Origin of the sequence: Acinetobacter sp. 22323, from assembly GCF_052044895.1 — a bacterium.
Taxonomy (GTDB): domain Bacteria; phylum Pseudomonadota; class Gammaproteobacteria; order Pseudomonadales; family Moraxellaceae; genus Acinetobacter; species Acinetobacter schindleri.
The window spans coordinates 23,801-47,211 of sequence record NZ_JBQEOL010000010.1 but is presented as its reverse complement, the minus strand read 5'-3'; the positions used below and the strand labels follow the sequence as shown (position 1 = coordinate 47,211).

The 23,411-nt window shown below is 44.0% G+C and carries 22 protein-coding genes and 4 tRNA genes; 17 read left to right on the top strand and 9 right to left on the bottom strand.

Going from position 1 to position 23,411, the window contains the following annotated elements:
- Position 1 precedes the first annotated feature (1 nt).
- The 5 genes from rpsK to ACTJIX_RS08290 all read left to right on the top strand — a co-directional run bounded on the left by rpsK (position 2) and on the right by ACTJIX_RS08290 (position 4,160).
- Positions 2-388, top strand: coding sequence for a 30S ribosomal protein S11 (gene rpsK / locus ACTJIX_RS08310; RefSeq protein WP_001040166.1), 387 nt, complete (start codon positions 2-4; stop codon positions 386-388).
- A gap of 12 nt (positions 389-400) precedes the next feature.
- The gene (gene rpsD / locus ACTJIX_RS08305) at positions 401-1,027 is read left to right on the top strand and encodes a 30S ribosomal protein S4 (RefSeq protein WP_004809780.1); all 627 of its coding nucleotides are present in this window, start codon (positions 401-403) and stop codon (positions 1,025-1,027) included.
- A 16-nt stretch (positions 1,028-1,043) separates the two neighbouring features.
- The gene (locus ACTJIX_RS08300) at positions 1,044-2,051 is read left to right on the top strand and encodes a DNA-directed RNA polymerase subunit alpha (protein ID WP_004809777.1); all 1,008 of its coding nucleotides are present in this window, start codon (positions 1,044-1,046) and stop codon (positions 2,049-2,051) included.
- An 18-nt stretch (positions 2,052-2,069) separates the two neighbouring features.
- On the top strand, positions 2,070-2,435 hold the full coding sequence (gene rplQ / locus ACTJIX_RS08295; RefSeq protein ID WP_004786886.1) for a 50S ribosomal protein L17: 366 nt from the start codon (positions 2,070-2,072) through the stop codon (positions 2,433-2,435).
- A gap of 219 nt (positions 2,436-2,654) precedes the next feature.
- Entirely contained in the window at positions 2,655-4,160 is a 1,506-nt protein-coding gene (locus tag ACTJIX_RS08290; RefSeq protein WP_004809775.1) for a flavin-containing monooxygenase, read from the top strand.
- Between the two features lie 63 nt (positions 4,161-4,223).
- Here the strand turns inward: ACTJIX_RS08290 and ACTJIX_RS08285 are convergent, their stop codons facing one another.
- Positions 4,224-5,396: an acyl-CoA dehydrogenase family protein gene (locus ACTJIX_RS08285; protein WP_004809773.1), complete on the bottom strand. Its 1,173-nt coding sequence runs from the start codon at positions 5,394-5,396 to the stop codon at positions 4,224-4,226.
- Positions 5,397-5,572: 176 nt separating this feature from the next.
- Here ACTJIX_RS08285 and ACTJIX_RS08280 point away from each other — a divergent pair, with 176 nt between their 5' ends.
- From ACTJIX_RS08280 to ACTJIX_RS08260, 5 genes are all read left to right on the top strand, one after another.
- On the top strand, positions 5,573-5,830 hold the full coding sequence (locus tag ACTJIX_RS08280; RefSeq protein WP_008302635.1) for an FAD assembly factor SdhE: 258 nt from the start codon (positions 5,573-5,575) through the stop codon (positions 5,828-5,830).
- Entirely contained in the window at positions 5,823-6,209 is a 387-nt protein-coding gene (locus ACTJIX_RS08275; protein ID WP_004809771.1) for a hypothetical protein, read from the top strand. The genes ACTJIX_RS08280 and ACTJIX_RS08275 overlap by 8 nt, the downstream gene beginning before the upstream one ends.
- Positions 6,210-6,756: 547 nt before the next feature.
- On the top strand, positions 6,757-7,797 hold the full coding sequence (locus ACTJIX_RS08270) for a hypothetical protein (protein WP_004809769.1): 1,041 nt from the start codon (positions 6,757-6,759) through the stop codon (positions 7,795-7,797).
- 59 nt (positions 7,798-7,856) lie between these two features.
- Positions 7,857-8,435 carry a rhombosortase gene (gene rrtA / locus ACTJIX_RS08265; protein WP_004809768.1) on the top strand — a complete coding sequence of 193 codons (579 nt, stop codon included), beginning with the start codon at positions 7,857-7,859 and terminating at the stop codon, positions 8,433-8,435.
- Between the two features lie 176 nt (positions 8,436-8,611).
- Positions 8,612-10,807 (top strand): TRAP transporter large permease subunit, encoded by a 2,196-nt coding sequence (locus ACTJIX_RS08260; RefSeq protein WP_004809766.1) that lies wholly within the window; start codon positions 8,612-8,614, stop codon positions 10,805-10,807.
- Positions 10,808-10,850: 43 nt separating this feature from the next.
- Here the strand turns inward: ACTJIX_RS08260 and ACTJIX_RS08255 are convergent, their stop codons facing one another.
- The 6 genes from ACTJIX_RS08255 to rnr form a co-directional block, all read right to left on the bottom strand.
- Positions 10,851-11,738: a DMT family transporter gene (locus ACTJIX_RS08255; protein ID WP_004896116.1), complete on the bottom strand. Its 888-nt coding sequence runs from the start codon at positions 11,736-11,738 to the stop codon at positions 10,851-10,853.
- A 57-nt stretch (positions 11,739-11,795) separates the two neighbouring features.
- On the bottom strand, positions 11,796-12,227 hold the full coding sequence (locus tag ACTJIX_RS08250) for a hypothetical protein (RefSeq protein WP_004896113.1): 432 nt from the start codon (positions 12,225-12,227) through the stop codon (positions 11,796-11,798).
- Positions 12,228-12,255: 28 nt separating this feature from the next.
- Complete coding sequence (locus ACTJIX_RS08245) at positions 12,256-12,456, bottom strand: YheV family putative zinc ribbon protein (protein WP_171058649.1); 201 nt, start codon at positions 12,454-12,456, stop codon at positions 12,256-12,258.
- A 40-nt stretch (positions 12,457-12,496) separates the two neighbouring features.
- Complete coding sequence (locus tag ACTJIX_RS08240) at positions 12,497-14,536, bottom strand: M3 family metallopeptidase (RefSeq protein WP_440611341.1); 2,040 nt, start codon at positions 14,534-14,536, stop codon at positions 12,497-12,499.
- Between the two features lie 74 nt (positions 14,537-14,610).
- A complete protein-coding gene (locus ACTJIX_RS08235; protein WP_004896106.1) occupies positions 14,611-15,198 on the bottom strand; it encodes a hypothetical protein in 588 nt (195 codons plus the stop codon).
- Positions 15,199-15,276: 78 nt separating this feature from the next.
- Positions 15,277-17,724 carry a ribonuclease R gene (gene rnr / locus ACTJIX_RS08230; protein ID WP_004896105.1) on the bottom strand — a complete coding sequence of 816 codons (2,448 nt, stop codon included), beginning with the start codon at positions 17,722-17,724 and terminating at the stop codon, positions 15,277-15,279.
- 262 nt (positions 17,725-17,986) lie between these two features.
- Between rnr and ACTJIX_RS08225 the strand changes: the two genes are divergently transcribed.
- The 4 genes from ACTJIX_RS08225 (at position 17,987) to ACTJIX_RS08210 (ending at position 18,667) form a co-directional block, all read left to right on the top strand.
- A tRNA-Ser gene (locus tag ACTJIX_RS08225) sits at positions 17,987-18,076 on the top strand.
- A 16-nt stretch (positions 18,077-18,092) separates the two neighbouring features.
- A tRNA-Arg gene (locus ACTJIX_RS08220) sits at positions 18,093-18,169 on the top strand.
- A gap of 48 nt (positions 18,170-18,217) precedes the next feature.
- Positions 18,218-18,294, top strand: a tRNA-Arg gene (locus ACTJIX_RS08215).
- A gap of 296 nt (positions 18,295-18,590) precedes the next feature.
- Positions 18,591-18,667 (top strand) — tRNA-Arg (locus tag ACTJIX_RS08210).
- A gap of 102 nt (positions 18,668-18,769) precedes the next feature.
- Here the strand turns inward: ACTJIX_RS08210 and ACTJIX_RS08205 are convergent.
- Entirely contained in the window at positions 18,770-20,071 is a 1,302-nt protein-coding gene (locus tag ACTJIX_RS08205; RefSeq protein ID WP_004896103.1) for a hypothetical protein, read from the bottom strand.
- A gap of 171 nt (positions 20,072-20,242) precedes the next feature.
- Here ACTJIX_RS08205 and ACTJIX_RS08200 point away from each other — a divergent pair, with 171 nt between their 5' ends.
- A complete protein-coding gene (locus tag ACTJIX_RS08200) occupies positions 20,243-20,740 on the top strand; it encodes a YcxB family protein (RefSeq protein ID WP_004809751.1) in 498 nt (165 codons plus the stop codon).
- Between the two features lie 31 nt (positions 20,741-20,771).
- Positions 20,772-21,413: a fumarylacetoacetate hydrolase family protein gene (locus ACTJIX_RS08195; RefSeq protein ID WP_004896100.1), complete on the top strand. Its 642-nt coding sequence runs from the start codon at positions 20,772-20,774 to the stop codon at positions 21,411-21,413.
- A 59-nt stretch (positions 21,414-21,472) separates the two neighbouring features.
- Here ACTJIX_RS08195 and ACTJIX_RS08190 read toward each other — a convergent pair whose 3' ends face one another.
- Positions 21,473-22,273: an AraC family transcriptional regulator gene (locus ACTJIX_RS08190; protein ID WP_004896099.1), complete on the bottom strand. Its 801-nt coding sequence runs from the start codon at positions 22,271-22,273 to the stop codon at positions 21,473-21,475.
- Positions 22,274-22,379: 106 nt separating this feature from the next.
- Between ACTJIX_RS08190 and ACTJIX_RS08185 the strand changes: the two genes are divergently transcribed.
- The gene (locus ACTJIX_RS08185; protein WP_026056804.1) at positions 22,380-23,306 is read left to right on the top strand and encodes a DMT family transporter; all 927 of its coding nucleotides are present in this window, start codon (positions 22,380-22,382) and stop codon (positions 23,304-23,306) included.
- Positions 23,307-23,411 lie beyond the last annotated feature (105 nt).

Sequence of the window (23,411 nt, the reverse complement as noted above, 5' to 3'; positions counted from 1 at the left end):
GATGGCTAAAGATACTCGCACACGCAAGAAGGTCACTCGTACCGTCTCTGAAGGTGTTGCACACATTCACGCTTCTTTTAATAACACCATTGTGACTATTACCGATCGTCAAGGTAATGCACTGGCTTGGGCCACTTCAGGTGGACAAGGCTTCCGTGGATCACGTAAATCAACTCCGTTCGCTGCTCAGGTAGCTGCTGAAGTTGCTGGTAAAGCAGCTTTGGATTACGGTTTGAAAAACTTGGACGTCCTTGTTAAAGGCCCTGGTCCAGGTCGTGAATCTGCGGTTCGTGCTTTAGGTGCAGTGGGTTATAAAATTAATAGCATTACCGATGTGACTCCAATTCCTCACAACGGTTGCCGTCCACCTAAAAAACGTCGCGTGTAAGGAGAAACATTCATGGCTCGTTATATTGGTCCAAAATGCAAACTCTCTCGCCGCGAAGGGACAGACCTGCAATTAAAATCTGGCGTTAAACCATTTGACGTTAAGACTAAAAAACATGCTAAAGCGCCTGGCCAACACGGTGGTGCGCGTGGCAGCAAACAATCTGAGTACTCACTACAATTACGTGAAAAACAAAAAGTACGTCGTATGTACGGTGTTTTAGAGCGTCAATTTAGTAACTACTATAAAGAAGCAGCTCGTGTTAAAGGCGCAACTGGCGAGAACTTGTTAAAGTTACTTGAAAGCCGTCTTGATAACGTTGTTTATCGCATGGGTTTTGGTTCTACACGTGCTGAAGCTCGTCAGTTAGTATCTCACCGTTCAATCACTTTAAATGGCCGTCGCGTTAACATCGCGTCTATCCAAGTTAAAGCTGGTGACGTGATTGCAGTTCACGAAGGCGCTAAACAACAATTACGTATCAAAAACGCAATTGAATTAGCTGCTCAACGTGGCATTCCTTCTTGGATGGAAGTAGATCATTCTAAACTAGAAGGTACGTTCAAAGCTGCACCGGATCGTTCTGATTTACCTGCTGAAATCAACGAAAGCTTGATTGTAGAATTGTATTCTAAATAATCCTTGAGGTAGCAATATGACGCGTACTGCAAATGAGTTTCTAACTCCGCAAGCGATCAAGGTCGAAGCGGCAAGCGGGACCTCGGCAAAAGTTATTCTAGAACCCTTAGAGCGTGGCTTTGGTCATACTCTGGGCAATGCTTTACGTCGCATCCTTCTTTCTTCTTTGCCTGGCGCTGCTGTGGTTGAAGTTGAGATTGAAGGTGTTGAGCACGAGTACAGTACTTTGGAAGGCTTGCAGCAGGACATCGTCGAGCTCTTGCTGAACCTAAAAGGATTGTCTATTAAGCTGTTCGATCAAAATGAAGCTTATTTAACATTAGAGAAACAAGGCCCAGGCGATGTAACTGCGGCTGACCTTCGTTTACCTCATAATGTTGAAGTGGTTAACCCTGAACACTTGATCGGCACATTAAGTGCTTCAGGCAATCTTAAGATGCGCCTGAAAGTGGCTCAAGGTCGTGGCTACGAGACTTCTGACTCACGTTTCCCAGAAGGCGAGACTCGCCCAGTGGGTCGTTTACAGTTAGATGCCTCTTACAGCCCGATCAAACGTGTGTCTTACACAGTTGAAAATGCTCGTGTAGAACAACGTACTGACCTTGATAAACTGATCATTGATCTTGAAACTAACGGTACAGTTGATCCTGAAGAAGCAATCCGCAAAGCGGCAACAATCTTGCAACAACAAATTGCAATCTTTGTTGACCTTCAGAAAGATCAAGCTCCTGTTGCTCAAGAACCTCGTGAAGAAGTTGATCCGATTTTGCTTCGTCCAGTGGATGATCTAGAGCTAACTGTTCGTTCTGCTAACTGTTTGAAAGCAGAAAACATTTACTACATTGGTGATCTTGTACAGCGTACTGAGGTTGAGTTGCTTAAAACTCCTAACCTGGGTAAAAAATCGCTTACTGAGATCAAAGATGTTCTGGCTTCTAAAGGCTTACAACTCGGCATGCGTTTAGAGAACTGGCCACCAGCTAGTCTCCGTATGGACGATCGTTTCGCCTATCGTAGCCGTTAATTAAGTAGGACTATCACCATGCGTCATCGTAATAGTGGTGTGAAATTAGGCCGTACAAGCAGTCATCGTAAAGCGATGTTCCAAAACATGGCTAACTCTTTGTTCGAGCACGAGTTGATCAAAACAACTGTGCCTAAAGCAAAAGAATTACGCCGTGTTGCTGAGCCTTTAATCACTTTAGCTAAAGTCGATACAGTAGCAAACCGTCGTTTGGCGTTTGCTCGTACTCGTTCAGCTGCAACTGTTGGTAAATTATTTACCGTTCTTGGCCCTCGTTACAAAGAGCGTAACGGCGGTTATCTACGTGTTCTTAAAGCGGGCTTCCGTGCAGGTGATGCTGCACCGATGGCTTACGTTGAGCTAGTAGATCGCGAAGTTAACTAATTTCGTGAAGAGCAGCAAACGTTGTTCGGAAAGGTCGGTTGAATAAACCGGCCTTTTTTGATGCCTAAAACTTATCTTTTTATAAATTGATTATCGGTTTAGCTATAAAAATGTCCCCAAAAGATAAAAAAAATAGGGCAAACATACAAACTTGACATGGAGTATTGTCAGTTTTGTGCTTTAATAAAATAAATGACAAACTTGGGTTAAAAGAAGAATATGGAAAAACAGGTTGATATCTTAATTGTGGGTGCGGGGATCTCGGGAATTGGTTTAGCAGTACATCTTTCTAAAAATTGTCCGAAGCGTTCTTTTGAAATTATTGAACGTCGGGAAAGCGTAGGTGGTACTTGGGATTTATTTAAATATCCGGGCATCCGTTCAGATTCTGATATGTCGACTTTCGGCTTTAATTTTAAACCTTGGAAAAAAGCCAGCGTGTTGGCTGACGGTGCATCAATTAAGAACTATCTGTCTGAAGTAGTAGAAGAATGCCAACTTGAATCCAGAATTCATTATCAGCACCGTGTTTTAAATGCCAATTATGATACGCATACGCATAAATGGTCAGTGAAAATCGAAAATGCTCAAGGTAAGAATGAAACTTGGGTAGCGAATTTTGTTTTGGGTTGTACTGGTTATTATAATTATGACCAAGGTTTTCAACCAGAATTTCCAAATCAAGATGCATTTAAAGGAACTTTTATTCATCCGCAACATTGGCCTGAGAACTTCGATTATAGCGGTAAAAAAGTGGTAATTATTGGTAGTGGTGCAACTGCTATTACGTTAGTTCCAGCGATGGTCAAAGGTGGAGCAGGCCATGTGACTATGTTGCAGCGTTCACCGACTTATATTGCTTCGGTACCATCCATTGATATGGTCTATGACAAGATGCGTAAGTATCTGTCTGAAGATATTGCTTATAAGCTTACCCGTGCACGAAACATTGGTATGCAGCGCGGGATTTATGCGCTGGCACAAAAACAGCCAAAATTGCTTAAAAAGCTGCTTTTAAATGCGGTGAAGTTCCAACTTAAGGGTAAGGTGGATATGAAACACTTTACCCCGGACTATGAGCCTTGGGATCAGCGTCTGTGCGTGGTACCGGATGGAGATTTATTCAAAATTTTACGTGAAGGTCGTGCATCGGTAGAAACTGACCATATCGAGAGATTTACTGAAACCGGTATTCGGCTTAAATCCGGTAAACATCTTGATGCCGATATTATCGTATCAGCAACAGGATTAAATATTCAGATTTTGGGTGGGATGCAGGCTTCCATCGATGGCAAGCCCATCGATACTTCCAAACATATGCTGTATCGCGGCGTGATGGTGAGTGATATTCCGAATATGGCGCTGATTATTGGCTATATCAATGCATCTTGGACACTGAAAGTAGACATCGCAGCCGAATATATCTGCCGTCTGCTGAACTATATGGATATGAACGGTTTTGATGAGGTATTACCCGAAGGTAATGCTGCAGAGTTACTCGAAGATACGGTGATGGGTAGCCTGACCTCAGGTTATATTGCCCGTGCCGCAAACGTCATGCCAAAACAAGGTAAGCATGGCCCTTGGCGTGTCAGCAATAATTATTTAGCTGACCGTAAAGATCTTAAAACTGCAACTTTCGAGGATGATATTCTTCAGTTTAAATCTAAAGTTGAACAGGGAAAAGTTAACGGCAAAAAAGTTAAACCACGTCTAGTATCTTAATATCTGAACCTATAGAAAAGGAGCATTAAATGCTCCTTTTGTTATCTGTTTATATGATCTTAATTAAATTGCTCGTGAGATCAATTCTTTCATGATTTCATTGGTTCCAGCATATATACGGTTCGCACGATGATCGATGTAGGCACGAGCAATTGGATATTCCAGCATATAGCCATATCCACCATGTAGTTGCAGACATTCATCGACTACCTTACTGAACATTTCTGAAATTTTGTATTTTGCGGCAGCAGCTGCATCTACGCCTAGCTGTTGCTGTAACTGTTGTTGCATACAACAATCCAGATAAGCTCGACAGATTTCGATTTCAGTACGTAGTTCCGCCAGCTTAAAACGAGTGTTCTGAAATGCTGAGATAGGTTTGCCAAAAGCCTGACGTTCCTTAGTGTATTTCACCGTATGTGCAAAAGCAGCTTCAGCGCCTGCCTGACAGATCATTGCCACAATCAGGCGTTCCCAGGCCAGTTCTTTCATCAGCATCATAAAACCCATACCGGGCATACCCAATAAATTTTCTTTAGGAACACGCACGTTATCAAAGAATAGTTCACAGGTATCCTGGCCTTTCATGCCGATTTTATTTAGCGGTTTGCCTTTACTAAAACCAGCACGGTCAGCTTCTACCATGATCAATGAAAGATTAGCTGAGCCTTTGTCACTATCGCCTGTTTTACACACTACAATTGCCATATCGCAAAGATAGCCGTTGGTGATAAATATTTTCGAGCCATTAATCACATACTCATCACCCTCCAACACGGCACTGGTGCGTACAGCCTGAAGATCTGAACCTGTGCCGGGTTCAGTCATCGCAATCGCAGTAATCACTTCGCCACTGGCCATTTTTGCTAGCCATTGCTGTTTCTGGGCTTCATTGCCGAAATTCAGAATATAATTCGCGACGATATCGGAATGTAGGGAAAAACCGGTCGCTGAATCACCGGCATAAGCTTGTTCTTCAATCAGAATCATACTGTAAAGCCGATCCACACCTGAACCACCATATTGTTCTGGTAAAGTCGGGCAGAGTAGCCCTAGGCTTCCTGCCTTATTCCATAGTTCGCGATCTACGTGTTGTTGCTGTTCGAAGCGTTCGGTATGCGGAATGACTTCCTTTTGATAGAATTTGCGCACCGTCTCGCGGAAAGCATCATGCTCAGCATTAAACAAAGTACGCGGTAAAAGATGCGACATTGGTCGAATCGCAGCAGATTGCATGATCAGGATTCCTTGTTCTGGTTATTGTTCTCATGAACATAAGGGCAGGGTCTATCTGGGGACAATGTGCGAAATGTACAAAATACAGATAATGCTGATGCTTTCCGCCAATTCCCTCGAAAATTACTTGGCGCTTAGGTAAACTACTCATGTTTTTAACACGTTGGGGAAATATGATGACTGAAGACATCAGCCTGGAAGAGCGTAAAGTGATTTACCGCGCACGTCGTGGTCTTAAAGAGTTGGATGTGTATTTTGATCCCTATGTCAAAAACTGCTATTTGACAGCAGACCCATTTGAAAAAGAAATGTTTGCTGAACTCGTAGCGCAAGAAGACCCGGACCTGCTGGACTGGTTTATGGAAGTATCCGAACCGCCACGTCCTGAATTACGTGAGTTTATTAACAAGCTTAAACACTACGTTCATGGATAATCGTTGTTATCAGCTGAAACGCAGCCTGCTTGCACTTGCGTTTCAGTTTTTCATTTTTATTGTGTTGATGTTTGTGATGTACCAGTTATTGCCCTTATGGCTATGGGGAATCTGTCTGGTTGCAGGACTGATCATCTATCATCTGTTTTATCGCAAGCGTCCGCAGATCGCCCAGTTTGAATATCTGGATGGTCGGGAATGGAGCATTACCCATCATGATCAGCGCATACAGCGTGCCCAGATCAGTCATGTGATTGATCACCAAGCTTATCTGGTGGTGTATTTTCAGCATGCCAAAGTACCGCCATTGCTGATCTGGTGTGACCAGTTACCAACACAACAATGGAAGTCATTGAAAGTCCTTACGAAAATGATCTGATTGCCAGACAATCGGTATTTTCATCAAAATTAAAATTAAAATTAAAATTATATATTTTTCAAATTCTTATCTTTATATACTGATCCTTTGTCAGACAATTCACATAATTCTTTGGAAAATATTTGAATTGTCTGACAATTTTCTTAATTGCTTTTATTTTAAACAGGTACATTTGAATCACCGAAGTCAACAGAGGAGATTAATATGGAATTTCCAACGTGGATATTTCCAGTAATCGCGGTAATTCTGGCACTGGTCATTGGACGACTCGGCACTATAGTTAGGGAACAAATTTCAACTCAATCACATTAATAAGCTAAAACGATAAGTTAAAGCTTTCCCAGTTAATAAGTAGCATGTGCTGAACCGTCGCAATGCTACTTTTTTTTGCCCAAAATTCAGTATTTCTTTCGATCAAGTCAATTGCAGAACCGGTAATCAATGGCAAAGTGACTCATCTAATTTAGAGTAAATACTCTTTAATTCATATAGTTCATCTGCTATGTTTAGCAGCATGGACATAATCACAATTATAGAGGACAGGAAAATGTCAAAAGTCCAACAAATATGCCAGGGTATGGCGGCCATAGTAATAACAACAACGGCTTTAACAGGTTGCTCACAGGTGGTTAAAACGGGTGCCAATGTGGCGCTGGGTTTCACTGAAAAACATATAGTGCCACCAATTCTGGCGATGGATGATGCAGAAATGGTGTGTAATTCAGGCAATGCCTTAACACCAGCGATCATGTCAACCAAGGAGATGGGGGCAGATCCAACCCGTGTTGCCGTACTGATGTACTCTGCAGCCGGTATTTGTGCGGAGCAGAAAGCGCTAGATGCCGAACTACGCTATATGCGTGCATCTAAAGCCAATCAGGTTACTGAGGCGCAGGATGCTCGCGTAGAGCAGAAACGTTGGGCAGCATTGGCTGCACAGCGTCAATATAACGGTTACCAGATGTTCCAGAAGCGTTACGAGAAAAAATATAATGTCGCGCTGGGTGAGAGTTGCCCAACCTTGAAGGGTGATACAGAACAGACTGTCTATCTGCTGGGCATGCTCAGTGGCCTACAAGCCATGACCAATGATATTAACTCGGGTGGAGCGGTGCAGGTACCGAAGGACATCGCTGCTGTGGTAGAACGCGGGATGACCTGTCTGAACAATGAAAAATTCTGGGGTGCACCAAATGCTACACGTGCCGTGATCTGGACCTTGTTGCCAGGCGCAGGTGATGGCAAGCCGGATCCATATCAGACCTTGAAACAGTCGACCCAGATTGGTGAACAGAAAGGTGTACGTTTATCACATGCACTTTATGCTGTAGCTGCTCAGGCATCAGGTGATGATGCCAAGTTGCGTGATGCGCTGAAAACTTTTGCACAGGCACGTTCTGATGAAAAACCGGTCAATCCACAATTCAAGCTGATCGACAGTATGGCTTCGATTATGGTGGGTGGCATTGCAGACCGTTACTGGACCGAGCATACCGGCGTTCGCACTGGAGACGATGGCATGCAACGTTTCTGGGATGAAGCGGATACAGCATCTGACCTTGATGATCTGTTTAATGCGGATTCCTGATCCAGTCAGGTCCGTACGTTAAGGCGGACCTAAATTGACATACGTTAAGGGACTAAGCGATGCAGATGCATGATCACTATCTTCGTAACAAGATTGTCTTTCTGGCAGTCTTTGTTGCTTTCTGCGCATGGCTGCAGATTTTTAAAGATAATTTTATCTTTTGGCAAGCTAGCCTGATAAGTGAGCCCTGGCGGCTGTGGACGGCACATTGGGTGCACGTTGGCTGGACACACTATTTCCTTAATATGCTGGCCTTTATCTGCTTGCCCTTTATCTTTCCACGTGTTTCGGTGTGGAACTTCGTCAGTATTCTACTGGTCTTGCCTCCGCTGATCAGTCTTAGCTTTTATTATTTCCTGCCAGATATCGAGGCTTATGCTGGACTGTCGGGTGTCTTGCATGGTGCGTATGCCGCCGTGGCCTGTGTGCATCTGTTGTATAAGAAAGAACGCAGTTTTGCAGCTTTGGTATTGTTTCTGATTTTTGCCAAGCTGGTCTGGGAAAATACCATCGGCAGTGAGGGCACGGCCCAATTGATTGGTAGTCCGGTACTGGTTGAAGCGCATTTGCTGGGGGTGATCTGGGGGATTGTAGTGGCCAATCTATATATCATTGGTAATTACTGGCTGGATCAATGATGCAGTTGGCATAAATAACAAAAAAGAAAATGCAAATTGTCATTTTCATTTCGCACAGTCTGGTGCAGAGTCAGAAGCATAATAATCAGATTGGTCTGTAAATCGGACTTACAAGACAAAGGGAAAGTGAAGCCAAGTATGGTGGACATTCCCAGAGAATAACAATAGGAATACACATGCAAAATGATGCTGAAAACAGATCGGGACTAGGTCTGTTGCGTTATATCTGGACAGAATGGATCTCGACATTTGTCGTACTGGTCTTGCTGTTACTGACTCTTGTCATTGGTACGGGTGAAATGATCCATGGGCAATTGCTGCGCATGGGTGAACGGCTTTATGGCGACCCAGCTACGGGGATGCAGTATTCATTCCTACGTGCTGAACCAACCCGACCGCAATGTGAACGGAACATCGATGTCGATAGCCGTGTCCAACAGCAGATGAAAGCTGATGCTGCCGATGAATATGCCGATTTTTTTGGCGTGCGTTCCGAGGCGGATGTACGTGCAGCAGTCATGCAGGCGCAACAGGTTTGTGAAGAGTCTCATGCTTTTTATACCCAAGCCATAAATCATATCAATGCTCATCCGAGTATTCGTGCTTACCGTAGCTTTGAAACCAGTTTCTTTGGTCTGTTCAAGTTTGGTGTGGAAAACCGTGCATTGCTGCTGGTGATTATGGTGGTATTTGCTGCCATCAGTGCGACCTTGAAAACCCATCATATTGGCCTGCGCAGCCCAGCCACCAAAATTGATTTCCGGGTCTATACACTGGCTATGCTCGTCGCTAATGCCTTCCTGGCATTCTCATCTTATAGCCAGTATCAGTCAGTACTGAACTCTGGCGTGGCCATGGGAGAGATGAAATACATCTACTGGCTGTGGATGATTCTGTTTAGCACCTTAACCCTGATCAGCTTGTTCCAGGTGATTAAGTTGCCGAAGCCTACCCGTGAAGGCGGCAGTTTTGGTCTGGCTTTCCTGAGCGTACCGCTGTATGCCTATATGGCCATCAGTACCGGGATTAACTTTACCTTCTTCATGGATTATCCAATGGGGCAAGGGATTTATCTAGGTCAGCTGGTCGAGTTCTCTAGCATCTTCCTGAACCTGGCGCTGTTTATCTGGGCCGGCATGTTGCTGAAACAGACCCGTGTCGTGGATATGTTCCTGAATATTCTGCGTCCATGGAATCTGGCACCGGAAACCCTGACCTGGTTAATCCTGTTGGCAGCTGCATTGCCAACCGCTTATACCGGGGCATCAGGGATCTTCGTGATTGCTGCTGGTGCGATTATCTATAAGGAAGTCTGGAATGCCGGTGGTCGCCGTCAGTTTGCCTTGGCAGCTACTGCCATGTCGGGTTCTCTGGGTGTCGTATTACGTCCATGTCTATTAATTGTGGTTGTAGCCTCATTAAATAAAGAAGTAACGACAGACTTGCTGTATCACTACGGTGTGTATGTATTCTTACTAAGTTCGACCCTGTTCCTGGTAATTTCACTGTTTTTTGCTGAAAGCAAGTTCCGTATTGCCCCAGCAGGCGTAGCAGCACCACAATCAGGTCGTGCCTTCCTGGCTGTGATTCCATACATCGTGATCTTTGTACTGATCTGGATGTTTTACAAATATGCATTGTCGACCAATCTGAACGAGTTCACTGCACCAGTGATGATGCCAGTCATCCTGTTAATGATTGTACTGTATGACAAACTGCGCCATCAGCCTGCACCAATACCACCAGTAGGGCATTGGGATGAAAGTCTTAATATGAATCTGAATGGGATTGGTGGTACAGCAGCACAGCCTGAATCGTCACCTGGTTCATCCTTACGTCAGTTCGGTTTCTGGAAATCCATGCATATCTCCAGCAGCGAAACAGTAGGGCATATCGGTGCACTGGTCATTTTGATGGCTTTGTCCGTTAGCGTTGGCGGTTTGCTGGAGCGTCTGGAAATCATGGAAGCTTTCCCGACAGATATTAACAGCACGATTCTGGTCATTACCATGATTGTTGGCTTGATGATCTTTGTGGGCATGATCATGGATCCGTTCGGCGCCGTGATTCTGATTTCCGCAACGGTAGCGCCGGTAGCGTACCAATATGGCATTCATCCGGTACATTTCTGGATGATTACCCTGATTGGCTTTGAACTGGGGTATGTGACGCCACCAGTAGCATTGAATCATCTGCTGGCCCGGCAGTCGATTGGTGATGCTGAAGTGGCAGAAGCAGATGCAGAGGTACGACATTTGTCCTTCTATTACCGCTATGAACGCTGGATTCTACCCGTAATTGTGTTACTGCCAGCAATGCTGATCATTGCCTATGTCCCCTACCTGTTCAAGCTGTTCGGCTGGTATCACTAACACCGGATATTAAAAAAGCACCTACGGGTGCTTTTTTCTGCCTTTAAGAGGACGGATGATTTCGTTTAAAGCTGTTTTGTAATAGAGGACTACATAGCAAAATGGCTGAGAAAATCAGAGCCAGTCCAAGCAGGCCCATAATATCGGGGATTTCTTTCCAGAAGATATAGCCCCAAATTCCGGCAAAGATGATCGCCACATAGTTGACAGGTCCGATCTGTCCGGCAGGTGCCAGCTTGTAGGCATTGGACATCAGGATCTGGCTAATATTAGCCAAAACGCCTGCTGCAATCAGATAAGCTAGTTCAGTTAGATGATAAGGGCGCCAGTGCCAGAACATCGGAATCACTGAAACCAGTGTGCCAATAAAGCAAAAATAGAACACGATCCGTTCTGGTGGTTCAGTATCTGTCAGCGCACGTACAGTGACAAAAGCCATAGCCGCTAAAAAGCTGGCACCGAGTCCAATCACTGACATGAGATTAAACAGCCCCGAATCTGGCTTTGTTACACACAAGACACCAATAAATCCGATAGCAGCGGCAAGCAGCATCGCTTTGATGATCTTTTCTTTTAAAAATAGCCAGGCAATGAAGGGAATGAAAATTGGAGAGGAATAGGTAAACACCATGGCATTAGACAGCTTGAGATGGGCAATGGCATAGAAGAAACCATACATTGCCATTAAACCCACCACAGAACGCCAGACATGCATCCATAACTTTTCAGTTTTAAAGAAACCAATACCTTTACTGAGCAGCAAAGGTAGGAATAACAACATACCCACCGCATTACGGAAAAATACGACAGTCGCGTTATCAACCGTATGTGAAGCATAACGAATACACACTCCCATCATAGAGAACAGCAAAGCCGAGCAGGTGAGCAAAAGGATGGCTTTAATCAGATCAGAAGGGAGTGCGCTGGGCATAAGAAAAAGCATCGTTAGAAGATTGTGAAATATTCTAGCGAACTATTTGATCAAAAATTATGATTTTTCTCCAAGTTGGGCTTCCAGCAGCTTGATCTGTTCTTCCTTCAGCCTGATCAGTTCATCGGCATCTTTGTGCTGAGCATCTAGCATGATTTTTTGCTCATCTAGCTGTGACTGGATATCTTCCAGACGGGAGATTTCCTCTTTGGCCAGTGCAGGGTTTTCAGGTACTGGAGCTTTAATGAGCTCGTCCTGTACCAATCGATTGGCAAGATTTGCTTCTGTTTCAATTGGAGCTACTTGAGCCGTTGCCTCAGTCTTAATAGGCTCTCGAGCAGGAGTAACTGTTACAGTTTCCTGTTCAGGTATTTCCTGAGATGAAGATGCACTGAACCACTGATAAGCAAATACCAGAATCACGACAGTAACTAAAGCCCCAATAATCCCCACTAAAAGTTTAGAACTATGCCTTTGCTCTACACTCATATGTTCAACCTTATTTATTTTTCTATACTTAACGCGGTTTAAACTGAATCACACCCACTTCATCAGGTACAGCAGGAGCTTCAGGTTGCTCAACGTGGGTTGGACGGTTTTCCTCATAGCCACATTCAATACACTCAATCCATTCATTCTCGCCGGAGGTCAGCATGACAATCCGATCCATCGCCTGACATTTCGGACATTTAGCACCTGCAATGAAACGACGTTTGATGGTCATCATACTCACCTGTTGATTAATTTAAACCGTTAGTTTAAGCATTTTTTAATGTATTCGTCCAACCTTGATGACGTAGTAGAGCATCAATTTTTGGCTCACGGCCTCGGAAGTTCACAAATGCCTCCAGTGCAGTGTCTTTTCCACCAACTGCTAGAATGTTCTTGCGGAAAGCGTGACCCGTGTCCGTATTGAAAATGCCTTCTGTTTCAAAACGGTCAAAGGCATCACTGGCCAATACTTCTGCCCATTTGTAAGAATAATATCCGGCAGCATAGCCACCTGCAAAGATATGGCTAAAGCTATGCTGGAAACGGTTATACGGTGTCGTTGGCAACACGGCATATTTGTCTCGGATCTCACTCAGGGTCGCCTGAACCTGTTCAGCATTCAGCGCTGGATTGGCACGGTGAATGGTCAGATCGAACAGGGCAAACTCGAATTGACGCAATGTTAGCATGCCTGACTGGAAGAAGCGGGCATCTAGCAGGGCTTTCAGCAGATCTGCTGGTAGGACTTCTTTGGTTTCTATATGCTCGCTGAGCAAATTTAGACTGTCCTGATCCCAGGCCCAGAATTCCATGAACTGACTTGGTAACTCAACTGCATCCCAAGCCACACCATGTGTACCGGCAACAGAGATATTGTCTACTTCAGTCAGCATATGATGCAGACCATGACCAAATTCATGGAACAGGGTAATCACTTCATCATGGCTTAGCAGGGCGGGTTTGTCGCCGACCGGTGGGGTAAAGTTGCCGACCATATAACAGATGGGCTTTTGTAAGCCGTCATGGGTACGCATGCGAGAGCGGAAACCACTCATCCAGGCACCACCACGTTTACCTTGACGGGCATACAGGTCAAAGTAGAAACCACCGATGACTTCACCCTGATCTTCCAGTTCAAAATAATGTGCATCCGGATGCCAAAGCGGAGCTTCACGTTCGATGACCTGAATGCCATACAGACGGTTCACAATGCTGAATAGACCTTGAATTACTTTTGGGGTCGGAAAATAAGGTTTCAGTGCTTCCTGTGACAGGTTGAACTGCTGCATTTTCAGCTTTTCAGAATAATAACTGCTGTCCCAAGGTTGCAGCTCGGTAATACCATCTTCTGCTGCAATTGCTTTCAGCTCGGCAATCTCTTTTTCAGCAGGCGCACGCGCATGCTCAGCCAGATCACGTAAAAACTCATCTACGGCGTCAACACTTGGTGCCATTTTACTGGCCAGTGAATATTCAGCATAGTTGTTAAAGCCGAGGAGCACAGCCATTTCCTGACGCAGATTCAGGATTTCTTCCATCACAGCTGTATTGTCAAATTCAGACTTGTCGGACTGATCTGATGCACGTGTGGTATAGGCCTTATAGATTTCCTCACGCAGACTGCGGTTTTCTGAATGGGTCATAATGGCTAAATAGGATGGGAAATCCAGGGTGGCTACGGGCTGATCCAATTTATGCTGTTGGCCATACTGTTTGAGCAGTCCAATATTGTTTGCCGATAAGCCTGCCAGTTCATCCTCATTTAATGGTCTGAAGTAGGCTTGAGTCGCATCCAATACATGATTGGAAAAATCTGAAGATAGCTGAGATAAACGTGCGGAAATTTCTGCATAACGTTTTTTCGCTTCACCTTCTAAAGCGACACCTGAAAGTTTGAAGTCTCGTAGTGCAAGTTTAATCGCGCTTTGCTGTGCTGCAGGCAGGTCAGTAAATACCGGTGCATCATGCACATGCTGATAAGTTTGATAAAGCGCCGTATGTTGACCAAGCGCGGTGTAGTATTCACTTAAAGCAGGGAGTAAAGACTGATAAACTTCGCGAGTTTCAGCATTGTTCATCACGGCATTCAGGTGCGAAAGTACGCCCCATACTTCACTCATGTTATTTTCAAGGGTATCGACGTGTTCGAGTACCTGTAGCTGTGCTTGTACAGATTCAGGTACAGCGGTTAATTCTTTTAAAAATGCCTGACCTTGGGCAATGCTCTGTTCAATCTTTTGTTTTAGGTCTGCAAGGGTAATTTGGTCAAATTCTGGAACAGGCAAGGTTGCCTTTTCTAATGTCATGTCGGTCTGCCGATTTATTTCCTGTGTTATTTGTAGAAGTAAGGCTTCTAGAAGGATAAATCAAGCCTTGGGTGCTATTTATTCTGTGTTGCTTTGACAATTTGGATGGATTCGATCTTTTTGATGTAAGTCCCAAATTGCCCTTGGATGACGGACAGCTTTATCTGTAAAACCTGATTTTTATAGTGTTCATATTCATTTGAACTGAGTCGAAAAATACCAGATCCATCATACGCTGTATCCAAAAAATAGCTGACGCCATGTTTATATGTCTGCTCTTTCACTGCACTTGTCTCAACGGTCACGACACTAGGTGTACCAAAAACAAGGGTATGCAGTAGAGGGGGATAAAACACCAGATTCAAATAACAAATCAAAATTGCAAAAAGAGGCAGTAGCAGTAAGAAATAGAATTTCGGTTTTTTCTTTGCATTTTTCCATGTGCGGGGAATGACCCATTCACCCTGTCGATGGAGCATATAAAAGTAGATCAAAATCACCAAATACATAACGATTGCTAAAATGAAAGCACATATTTTGACGTGATCCGTTGGGGTGAAATCTAAGCTAAAGATGGCAAAAAGCGCTGAGATCGTCAGCAAGAAAAATGCGAACAAGACATAGTTGTGATAATCATATTTCGAGATCTTTTGCGGATTCATTGTTTTTAAGTAGCTTATTTTTATATGGATATATTAAAACAAAAAGAGCGCCGTAGCGCTCTTTTTATTTAGCAAAAATCATTCACCCTTTGCTTTGGCATTGGATTTTTTCTTTTTCGCTTTGGCTTTTTTCTTTACCTTACCTTTATCCTTTGTTTCAGGCTTTCCTGCAGATTTTTTAGCAGGCTTTTTGCTGTAGGAACTGGGTTTTCCTTTGTCTTTTTTGCGTCGTATGGGTTGTTCTCCATCTGCATTATCTTTGGCTTTGGACTCGCGTTCATGTTTGCCAAAGACTTGTTCAGTAGCTTCCGGACGGACTAAAGGCTTTTTCTCTGCGACACGTGGTGCACGGGCGCGGATTTGACGGCCAGCATGGGTTAACTGTTGTACCAGTTCAAAGTCAATCTTACGTTCTTCCAGATTCACCCCGGCAACCTTGATCTTGACTTCATCCCCCAGACCGAAGATTTGCCCACGGTTCTGACCGACCAGGCTTTGGCTGCTTTGATCAAAGATAAAGAAATCATCGCCGAGCTGGCTGACATGTACCATGCCATCTACATAGAGATCTTTCAGGGTAACAAACAGACCAAATTCTGCAGTCGCACTGATAATGCCAACAAATTCTTCACCCAGATGCTGCTGCATGTAGTGACATTTCAACCAGGTCGTTACAGAACGTGAAGCTTCATCAGCACGACGCTCAGTTGAAGAGAAATGCTCACCGGCATCATCCAGCGATGCACCCGAAATCGGATATGGTTTCTGCGCCAACTGTGCTTTAATCGCCCGATGTAACAACAGGTCAGGGTAGCGGCGGATCGGCGAAGTGAAATGCGTATAGGCATCATATGCCAGACCGAAGTGACCATCATTCTTCGCGCCATAGTAGGCCTGCATCATTGAGCGTAACAAGACTGCATGAATACTTGGGGCATCAATACGGTCTTTGGTCGCTTCAATCACTTCCTGATAATCTTTCTGGGTGGGCTGTTCCGGGAATTTCAGACCGAGTAGCTTGACGAAGTCACGCACTTTCTGAATACGGGAAAACTCTGGTGGCTGATGCACACGGTACAGCATTGGAATTTCATTTTTCAGCGCATACTCTGCCGCCGCCACGTTGGCGAGCAACATGCACTCTTCAATCAGCTTATGCGCATCATTACGGGTGCGTGGCAGAATTTCTTGAATACCACCCAGCTCATCGAAAGTCATATAGGTTTCGACAGTTTCGAATTCCATTGCATGACGATCCGCACGCAATTCTTTCAGCACCTGATACAGCTGGAACAGTGTATTCAGTGATTTGCGTACATCACGATCTTCAGTAATCGCGTTACTGTCACCCTCAAAATACTGTGCAACCTGGTTATAGGTCAGACGCGCTTTGGAATGCATCACAGAAGGGTAGAACTCAAAACTGGTCACACGGCCTGCACGTGACAGTTTTAAGTCGCAAACCATACAGAGACGGTCAACATTCGGGTTTAAGGAACATAAGCCATTGGAGAGTGCTTCAGGCAGCATCGGCAAGACATAATGCGGGAAGTAAACCGATGTACCGCGTTCTTGGGCTTCGTCATCCAGGGGCTTGCCAACACGGACATAATGGCTCACATCTGCAATTGCCACGACAACACGATAACCACCGCCAGGACGTTTCTCTGCATACACCGCATCATCGAAGTCGCGAGCATCTTCACCATCAATAGTGACTAAGGCCAGGTCACGCAGGTCGATACGACCTTCTCGATCCTTAGCATTTGGTTCTTTAAAACTTTCTGCTTCTTTGATGACTTCATCAGGGAATTCGTAAGGCAGACCATATTCCAGAATGGTTTGTGGAATGATGATTTCCGTATCTGCTTTATCTGCCATTGACTGGATAATATGCGCAGTCGCAAATTCTTCTTTGGTTGGATAGGTATCAATCGCAACACGAATCGAATCACCAACTTTGACCTGAGCATGTTCAATCAGTTCTTTTTCTAGGGTGATCGGCTGATGTGCATTCGGACTGGCAGGTTGTACGAAATATTCACCTTCATGCTGGCAGACTTTACCAATAACCTGTTTGACACGATGTTGTACCACTTCAGTAATAAAACCCCAGGCCTTACCTTTGCGGTCGACTGAAGTTTGGCGGACTTTAACGCGGTCACCATTAAAGACCTGGCGCAATTCACGCTCGGGCAGTAACAGATCATCCTGACCGGAAATATTGGCTGTACCCATGCCTTTAGAATTGATATATACCGTGGCTTCATATTCCGGTTGTTCAGTAGCAATCTGGAATTTATAACCATCTTTCATTAACTGGCCATCACGCACCATGGCAATCAGGCGGTGACTCAGGGCATCAATACTTTTTTGATCTGCAATTTCAAAATGTTCCACCAGGTCGGCATGCGACTGGGCATTATTCTTTTCTATGGTTTCTAAAATCAGCGTGCGACTTGGGATAGGGTTGTCATAACGTTCAGCTTCAGCTTTTGCTTCAGGATCGACCCAATTTTTCATCATGTCTTTAAATTTTCCTAGGAGATGGGATTAGCATAAGACATGTGCGCTCAGACTGCACGTAAATGATTGCAATAATCTGTTTAAGTTTCCGTTTTTCGGCGGATTTTCGACTATTGGATAGAAAGCGGAGCTTTTTCGCACAATAAGTGTATAAAAACAGATAAATTGTTTAAAAAGTATTTAATCGAGCAAAAAACTGCACTTTTTTTTAAAGCTTTGCTTGCAGTGCTATGCCGAAATTTGTATTATGGCGGCACGTTACGGTGAGATGGGTGAGTGGCTGAAACCACGTCCCTGCTAAGGACGCATACGGGTAACTGTATCGAGGGTTCGAATCCCTCTCTCACCGCCACGCTTACTTATGTCGCGCGCTCATAGCTCAGCTGGATAGAGCACTTGGCTACGAACTAAGGGGTCGGGAGTTCGAATCTCTCTGAGCGCACCAAGTAAGTTAAGCAGAAAAACGTATTGCCAACCTAGGCACACAAGTTACGCGCTCATAGCTCAGCTGGATAGAGCACTTGGCTACGAACTAAGGGGTCGGGAGTTCGAATCTCTCTGAGCGCACCAACTTGAACAATCAACCGCACATGTTGCGGTTTTTTTGTGCCTGAAATTTTCTGGAATTAGGCTCAAATGCCAGTGCTTAATTTTCACTATGCCGCTATGAATCTGATAGCTAAACTAGCTTAAGGTCGAAAGCTGATACGCTATTAATTGCTTTTAGGTATAAATCTACAGGAAAATTCACCGATAAAACCTGAATTTAACCATATCGTTTATTTACTGTACGTTCGGTTGGGTTTTTATTAAAAAAGACTTAACAAGTTTAGAAAAACATATATAATGCACCCCATCAAGACGTCGCGCTCATAGCTCAGCTGGATAGAGCACTTGGCTACGAACTAAGGGGTCGGGAGTTCGAATCTCTCTGAGCGCACCAATCTTGATAAGAATTCTCAAAAAAAACCGCACATTGATGCGGTTTTTTTACGTCTGTAGTTTTTGATTTATAGATATAAAAAAACAATAACTGCTTTTGAATTTACTTCAGCTTTTGCTGTACTTTAAGTGCATAGACCGTATTTGCTCCAACTGCTGGCAGAATATCGTGATAAGGCATACTGCGCATGGCACGTAATAAAAATGGGGCCTGATCATGAATCTTCATGCTGCTAGTCATTTGAAATAAAGTGCCATGAGCTTGTGGCAGCAGTTTCATTCCTGCCTTTACAAATTTTAAATCTCCGCCAATCGCATCAAACTGGCTTTGCAAAGGCGAGGGTTGTTGATAACGAAGCTTAAAATCGAATGGAATCTGGATCACTCCCAACCCAACCGATACCTTATAGTTGGCATCCATCTGCTGACGATTCACTGGATTGAGTTCCACTTTACGAATCTGTCGTGGGAATAATTGCTGACTGGCATCAACTGCAAGCCAGGGCTGCAGTTTCTGAACCGGTTGTGGATAATAATGAAAACTGCTACTAAAACGCATGTTTTCTGAGGTTTGACCATATTTGAGCTGACGTGCAGGCAGAATAAAGCTGACAGGCTGGGCAGACTGCTGACTCAGTTGAGTGATTTTCTGAATTTGCCCGGCATTAAAATGTACTTGCGGGATCTGGCTTGCAGATAATGGAATGCTCGACTGGGATTTAAAACGTTGCTGTAAAGCTTCAAGCAGGAACGCATTGGTACCAGCAGGAATACCCAGTTTAGCTTCAGGTAAGGCATTTAAAATTTTGCTAAACAGAAAGCCTTTCGGCTGATTTAAGTCGCCCCATTGCGTCACGGTGACCAAAGTTTTATTTGCTCCAAGTGCAAACCATTCCAGCCGTCCAGCACCATAAGGAATCGGGGCATCCACAATTAAAGTTTCAATACTGTTTTCTGACACATGATGCTGCATCACCACATTTTCCTTAAAATTCAGCACTGGAATGGGCGTAGGAATATGTACCTGATAACGCACCTGCTGGATATGTCCGCGGGACTCCAGAATCTGAGCAGACTTGAGCGCTGGAAACAGGCCGGCATAGCCCTGATAATTTAAAAGATGTTTTTTAACCTGAGCCTCAGGAATCGGTAATATCACCGCACTGCTATAAAATTGTACACTTTGAGCAGCTGTCTGCTTAAAGGTCGGAAGCTGTAAGGATTGTCGAGGATGTGCATAGATGAATAGTCGGTCACCGGTCAAATCCGCTAGCTGCTGTGGACTACCGGAAAAGACATCGATACTGCTCGGAAGTGCTGGCGTCCAGGGAATAATTTTCGCCCAGCTAAAAGGAATATAAGTTGTGCAGAGGCAAAGAAGCAGACACGATTTTAGTGATTTCATACAACGTCCTGTTGTGCATTTTATTATTCTGATAGTTGTGGATTAAAAACGATTTTTATAACCAGCGGAAGCAAAGATATGTAATTCATTTCCGAATACATTTTGCTAATGGGGATAGCAGTGAATTTGATATAGTATGAGCCAAGGATTTTTATATTTTGATGTGATGCTATGACTGAGTCAGCACCGACTTTATCGACCCGCTATTTTCTGACTTTAGAAGAATCTCAGGATGGATTTGCTTTGGCTACTTTTGGCAAAAAGCAGATCAGCCGATTTCTGACTCCTTTGGTGAGTGTCGGAATCATCATCTGGGGCTTTTCTATGGGCTTTGATGGGGTAGGGCGTTATTACGTGGCACTGGGTGCATTCTTTCTGCTTTTACAGGGCATCATGCGTTACTGGTTCCTGCCGATGATGTTCAAACGCCAGTTTGTAAAATACCAGTTCGGCAAGAGCGAGCAGGGTATTGACCTGTATCAGGACCATGCTGAAATCTTCCATAATGGCCGCAACAAGATCGTGCATTACAGTGAAGTGCAAAACTTTGCCAAAGGCAAGCTGACCTATATGCTGGAACTTAAAAATCGTACTGTGGTGATCGTACCTAAACGCGCCTTTGCCGATGCCACTGAACAAAGCATTTTCGAACGTACTTTCAAGAAATAATTTCAACATTTAAAAGGGAAAATAGTCAATCATGAGTACACGTCCATCCAAGATCGTTTGTGTCGGCCGCAGTTATGCAGATCATGCCAAAGAGCTGGGTAATGCCATTCCGGACCGACCGGTCCTGTTTATCAAGCCACCAAGTGCATTAGGCGATCTGGATGCAGGAATTGAATGGAATCGTGATCTGGGCAGCTGTCATTATGAATGTGAGCTGAGCCTGCGTATTGACCGTACCCTGAAAAATGAAACTGATCCTGCAAAAGCTTTAGAAGCAGTGGGTGCTGTGACTTTGGGTCTGGATCTGACTTTACGTGATTTGCAGGATGACCTTAAGAAAAAAGGCCAGCCATGGGAACGTGCCAAGGCTTATGATGGCGCTTGCCTGCTCTCTGACTGGGTGTCAGTTGAAGACGTAGTAAATGACTGGAAAGATGTACACTATACGCTGCATGTAAATGATGAACTGCGTCAGAAAGGCGATACTGCTTTACTGATCTTTGATGTGGGAACATTGCTGGCAGATATCAGTCAGGTATTTACCCTAGAAGAAGGGGATGTGGTAATGACTGGTACACCAGCGGGTGTAGCAGCATTGCACTCTGGTGAACAGCTGAAAATGACCTTAAAGGGTAAAAACCAGGAATATATCTGGACTACCTTTGTGAAATAAGCTGAATCTTACGTGGAAATAAGGGAGTCGAAAGGCTCCTTTATTTTTATTTAAAATTTTTAACTGGTTTGATGAATTTTCCTGAATTGATCAGGTGTATAGCCCATCCAGCGTTTAAACATTTGAATAAAAGCTGAGGCATTGGCATAGCCCAGATCAAAGGCAATATTTTCTACAGTTTTTTGCTGTTTCAGCATAGACATGGCTTTGATGACTTTCAGACGCTGCCGCCATTCATTGAGTGACATTCTCAGCTCCTTCTGGCAGTAGCGCGCCAAGGTGCGTTCAGTCAGGTTATGCATAGCTGCCAAATGCTGCAAGGTACTGTTATTCTCTGGATTTTGATGTAGGTAATCCAGAATTTGTCTGAGTTGAGGATGTTCAGTATGCGGCAAATAACTGCCAATCATCTGTGCCTGTTTAAGTTGATCAAGCAGTACGTGTAATAAACGTTGATGCTCTTCTGACCTTACATTAGTCGGATGTAATTTTAAATGCTGCAAGAGTGAAGTGACCAGAGGACTGGTTAATAAGATCCCCGGCTGATTTGGTAAACCTGTACATAAACTTTCATGAATATAAAAAGTTCCATGTGAAACATCGGTACGATTTAAACCACTATGTTGTAAGTTAGGTGGTAGCCATACACCGTAAGGCGGAGGGGTAATATAATCAATATGCCCAATTTTCACTTCCATGATGCCATTAAAAGCATAGATAAACTCTCCCCAGGCATGATCATGCAATGGATAGACTGACAGGGCCGGGTCTTCACGAAAATTAATCCACAGAGCTGCGTCAATATCATCATTGGTTCTAAGTTGCTTGATATCTTGAGCGACTGTTTTATTGCTTCTCACGTTAGATTGCCTGAATAATGCGATTATTTGTCTGTTTTAAAGTATATCTTTTATTTCTGACAGATTTATAGTGTGCATCTTTGATAGTGTGCGTAGAGTTGAAATTGTGGAGCAGCGTAAAGCGCTTGATGCGCAAGCCTCGTTAATCATGTTTGTCCTGTGTCTGTTATGGGGACTACAGCAGGTAGTGCTCAAGCTGGCAGCATCAGATATTTCAGCCTTGATGCAGATTGCATTACGTTCAGCCTTATCTGCATTAATGGTTTATCTTTTGATTCAAGCAGATGTAAGGCGCCAGCTATGGAGTCGTAGCTATCTTCCGGCAGGTTTGCTGGTCGGGGTATTGTTCGCTTTAGAGTTTTACCTGGTCGCTGAAGCACTGCGTTATACCTCTGCTTCACATACCATCGTATTACTATATACCGCACCAATTTTTGTGGCATTGGGATTGCACTGGAAACTTCCTTCAGAACATTTATCTCCATTACAGTGGGGTGGAATTCTCGTTGCGTTTAGCGGGATCGTGGTGAGTTTCTTATTTCGTAGCCACACTGGTCAAGCTATGCAAGCCAGTATGCTTTGGGGAGATTTGTTGGCTTTAATGGCTGGTATATTTTGGGCTGCTACCACTGTGAGTGTTCGATTAACACGATTAGCTGAAGCTCCAGCAACACAAACTTTGTTCTATCAGCTATTGATGGGCGGCATGCTGCTGTTACCTCTTGCCTGGATGACAGGACAAGCAACGGTGAACTGGACAACCTTATCTATTTCTAGTCTGATTTTTCATACAGTGGTCATTTCTTTTGCCAGTTATCTGATCTGGTTCTGGATGCTGAAAAAATATTTGGCTTCACGTCTGGGTGTATTTTCTTTTCTAACGCCGGTGTTTGGTATGATTTTTGGAATTCTGTTATTGGATGAAGAAGTTGAGATGAACTTTATTATTGGCACGATCATGGTCATGCTGGGTGTTGTGTTAGTAAGTTTGCAGGGATGGCTAAAGCCGAAAAATATAAAAGTAGCTCCTTAAAATATTGGTTATCAATAGTGTTTAAAAAAGCGTGAATAACGCAGTGAAAATTTTTACTGAAAAACTTACTTATATAATTCCCAAAAAAATCCTCTCATAAGAGAG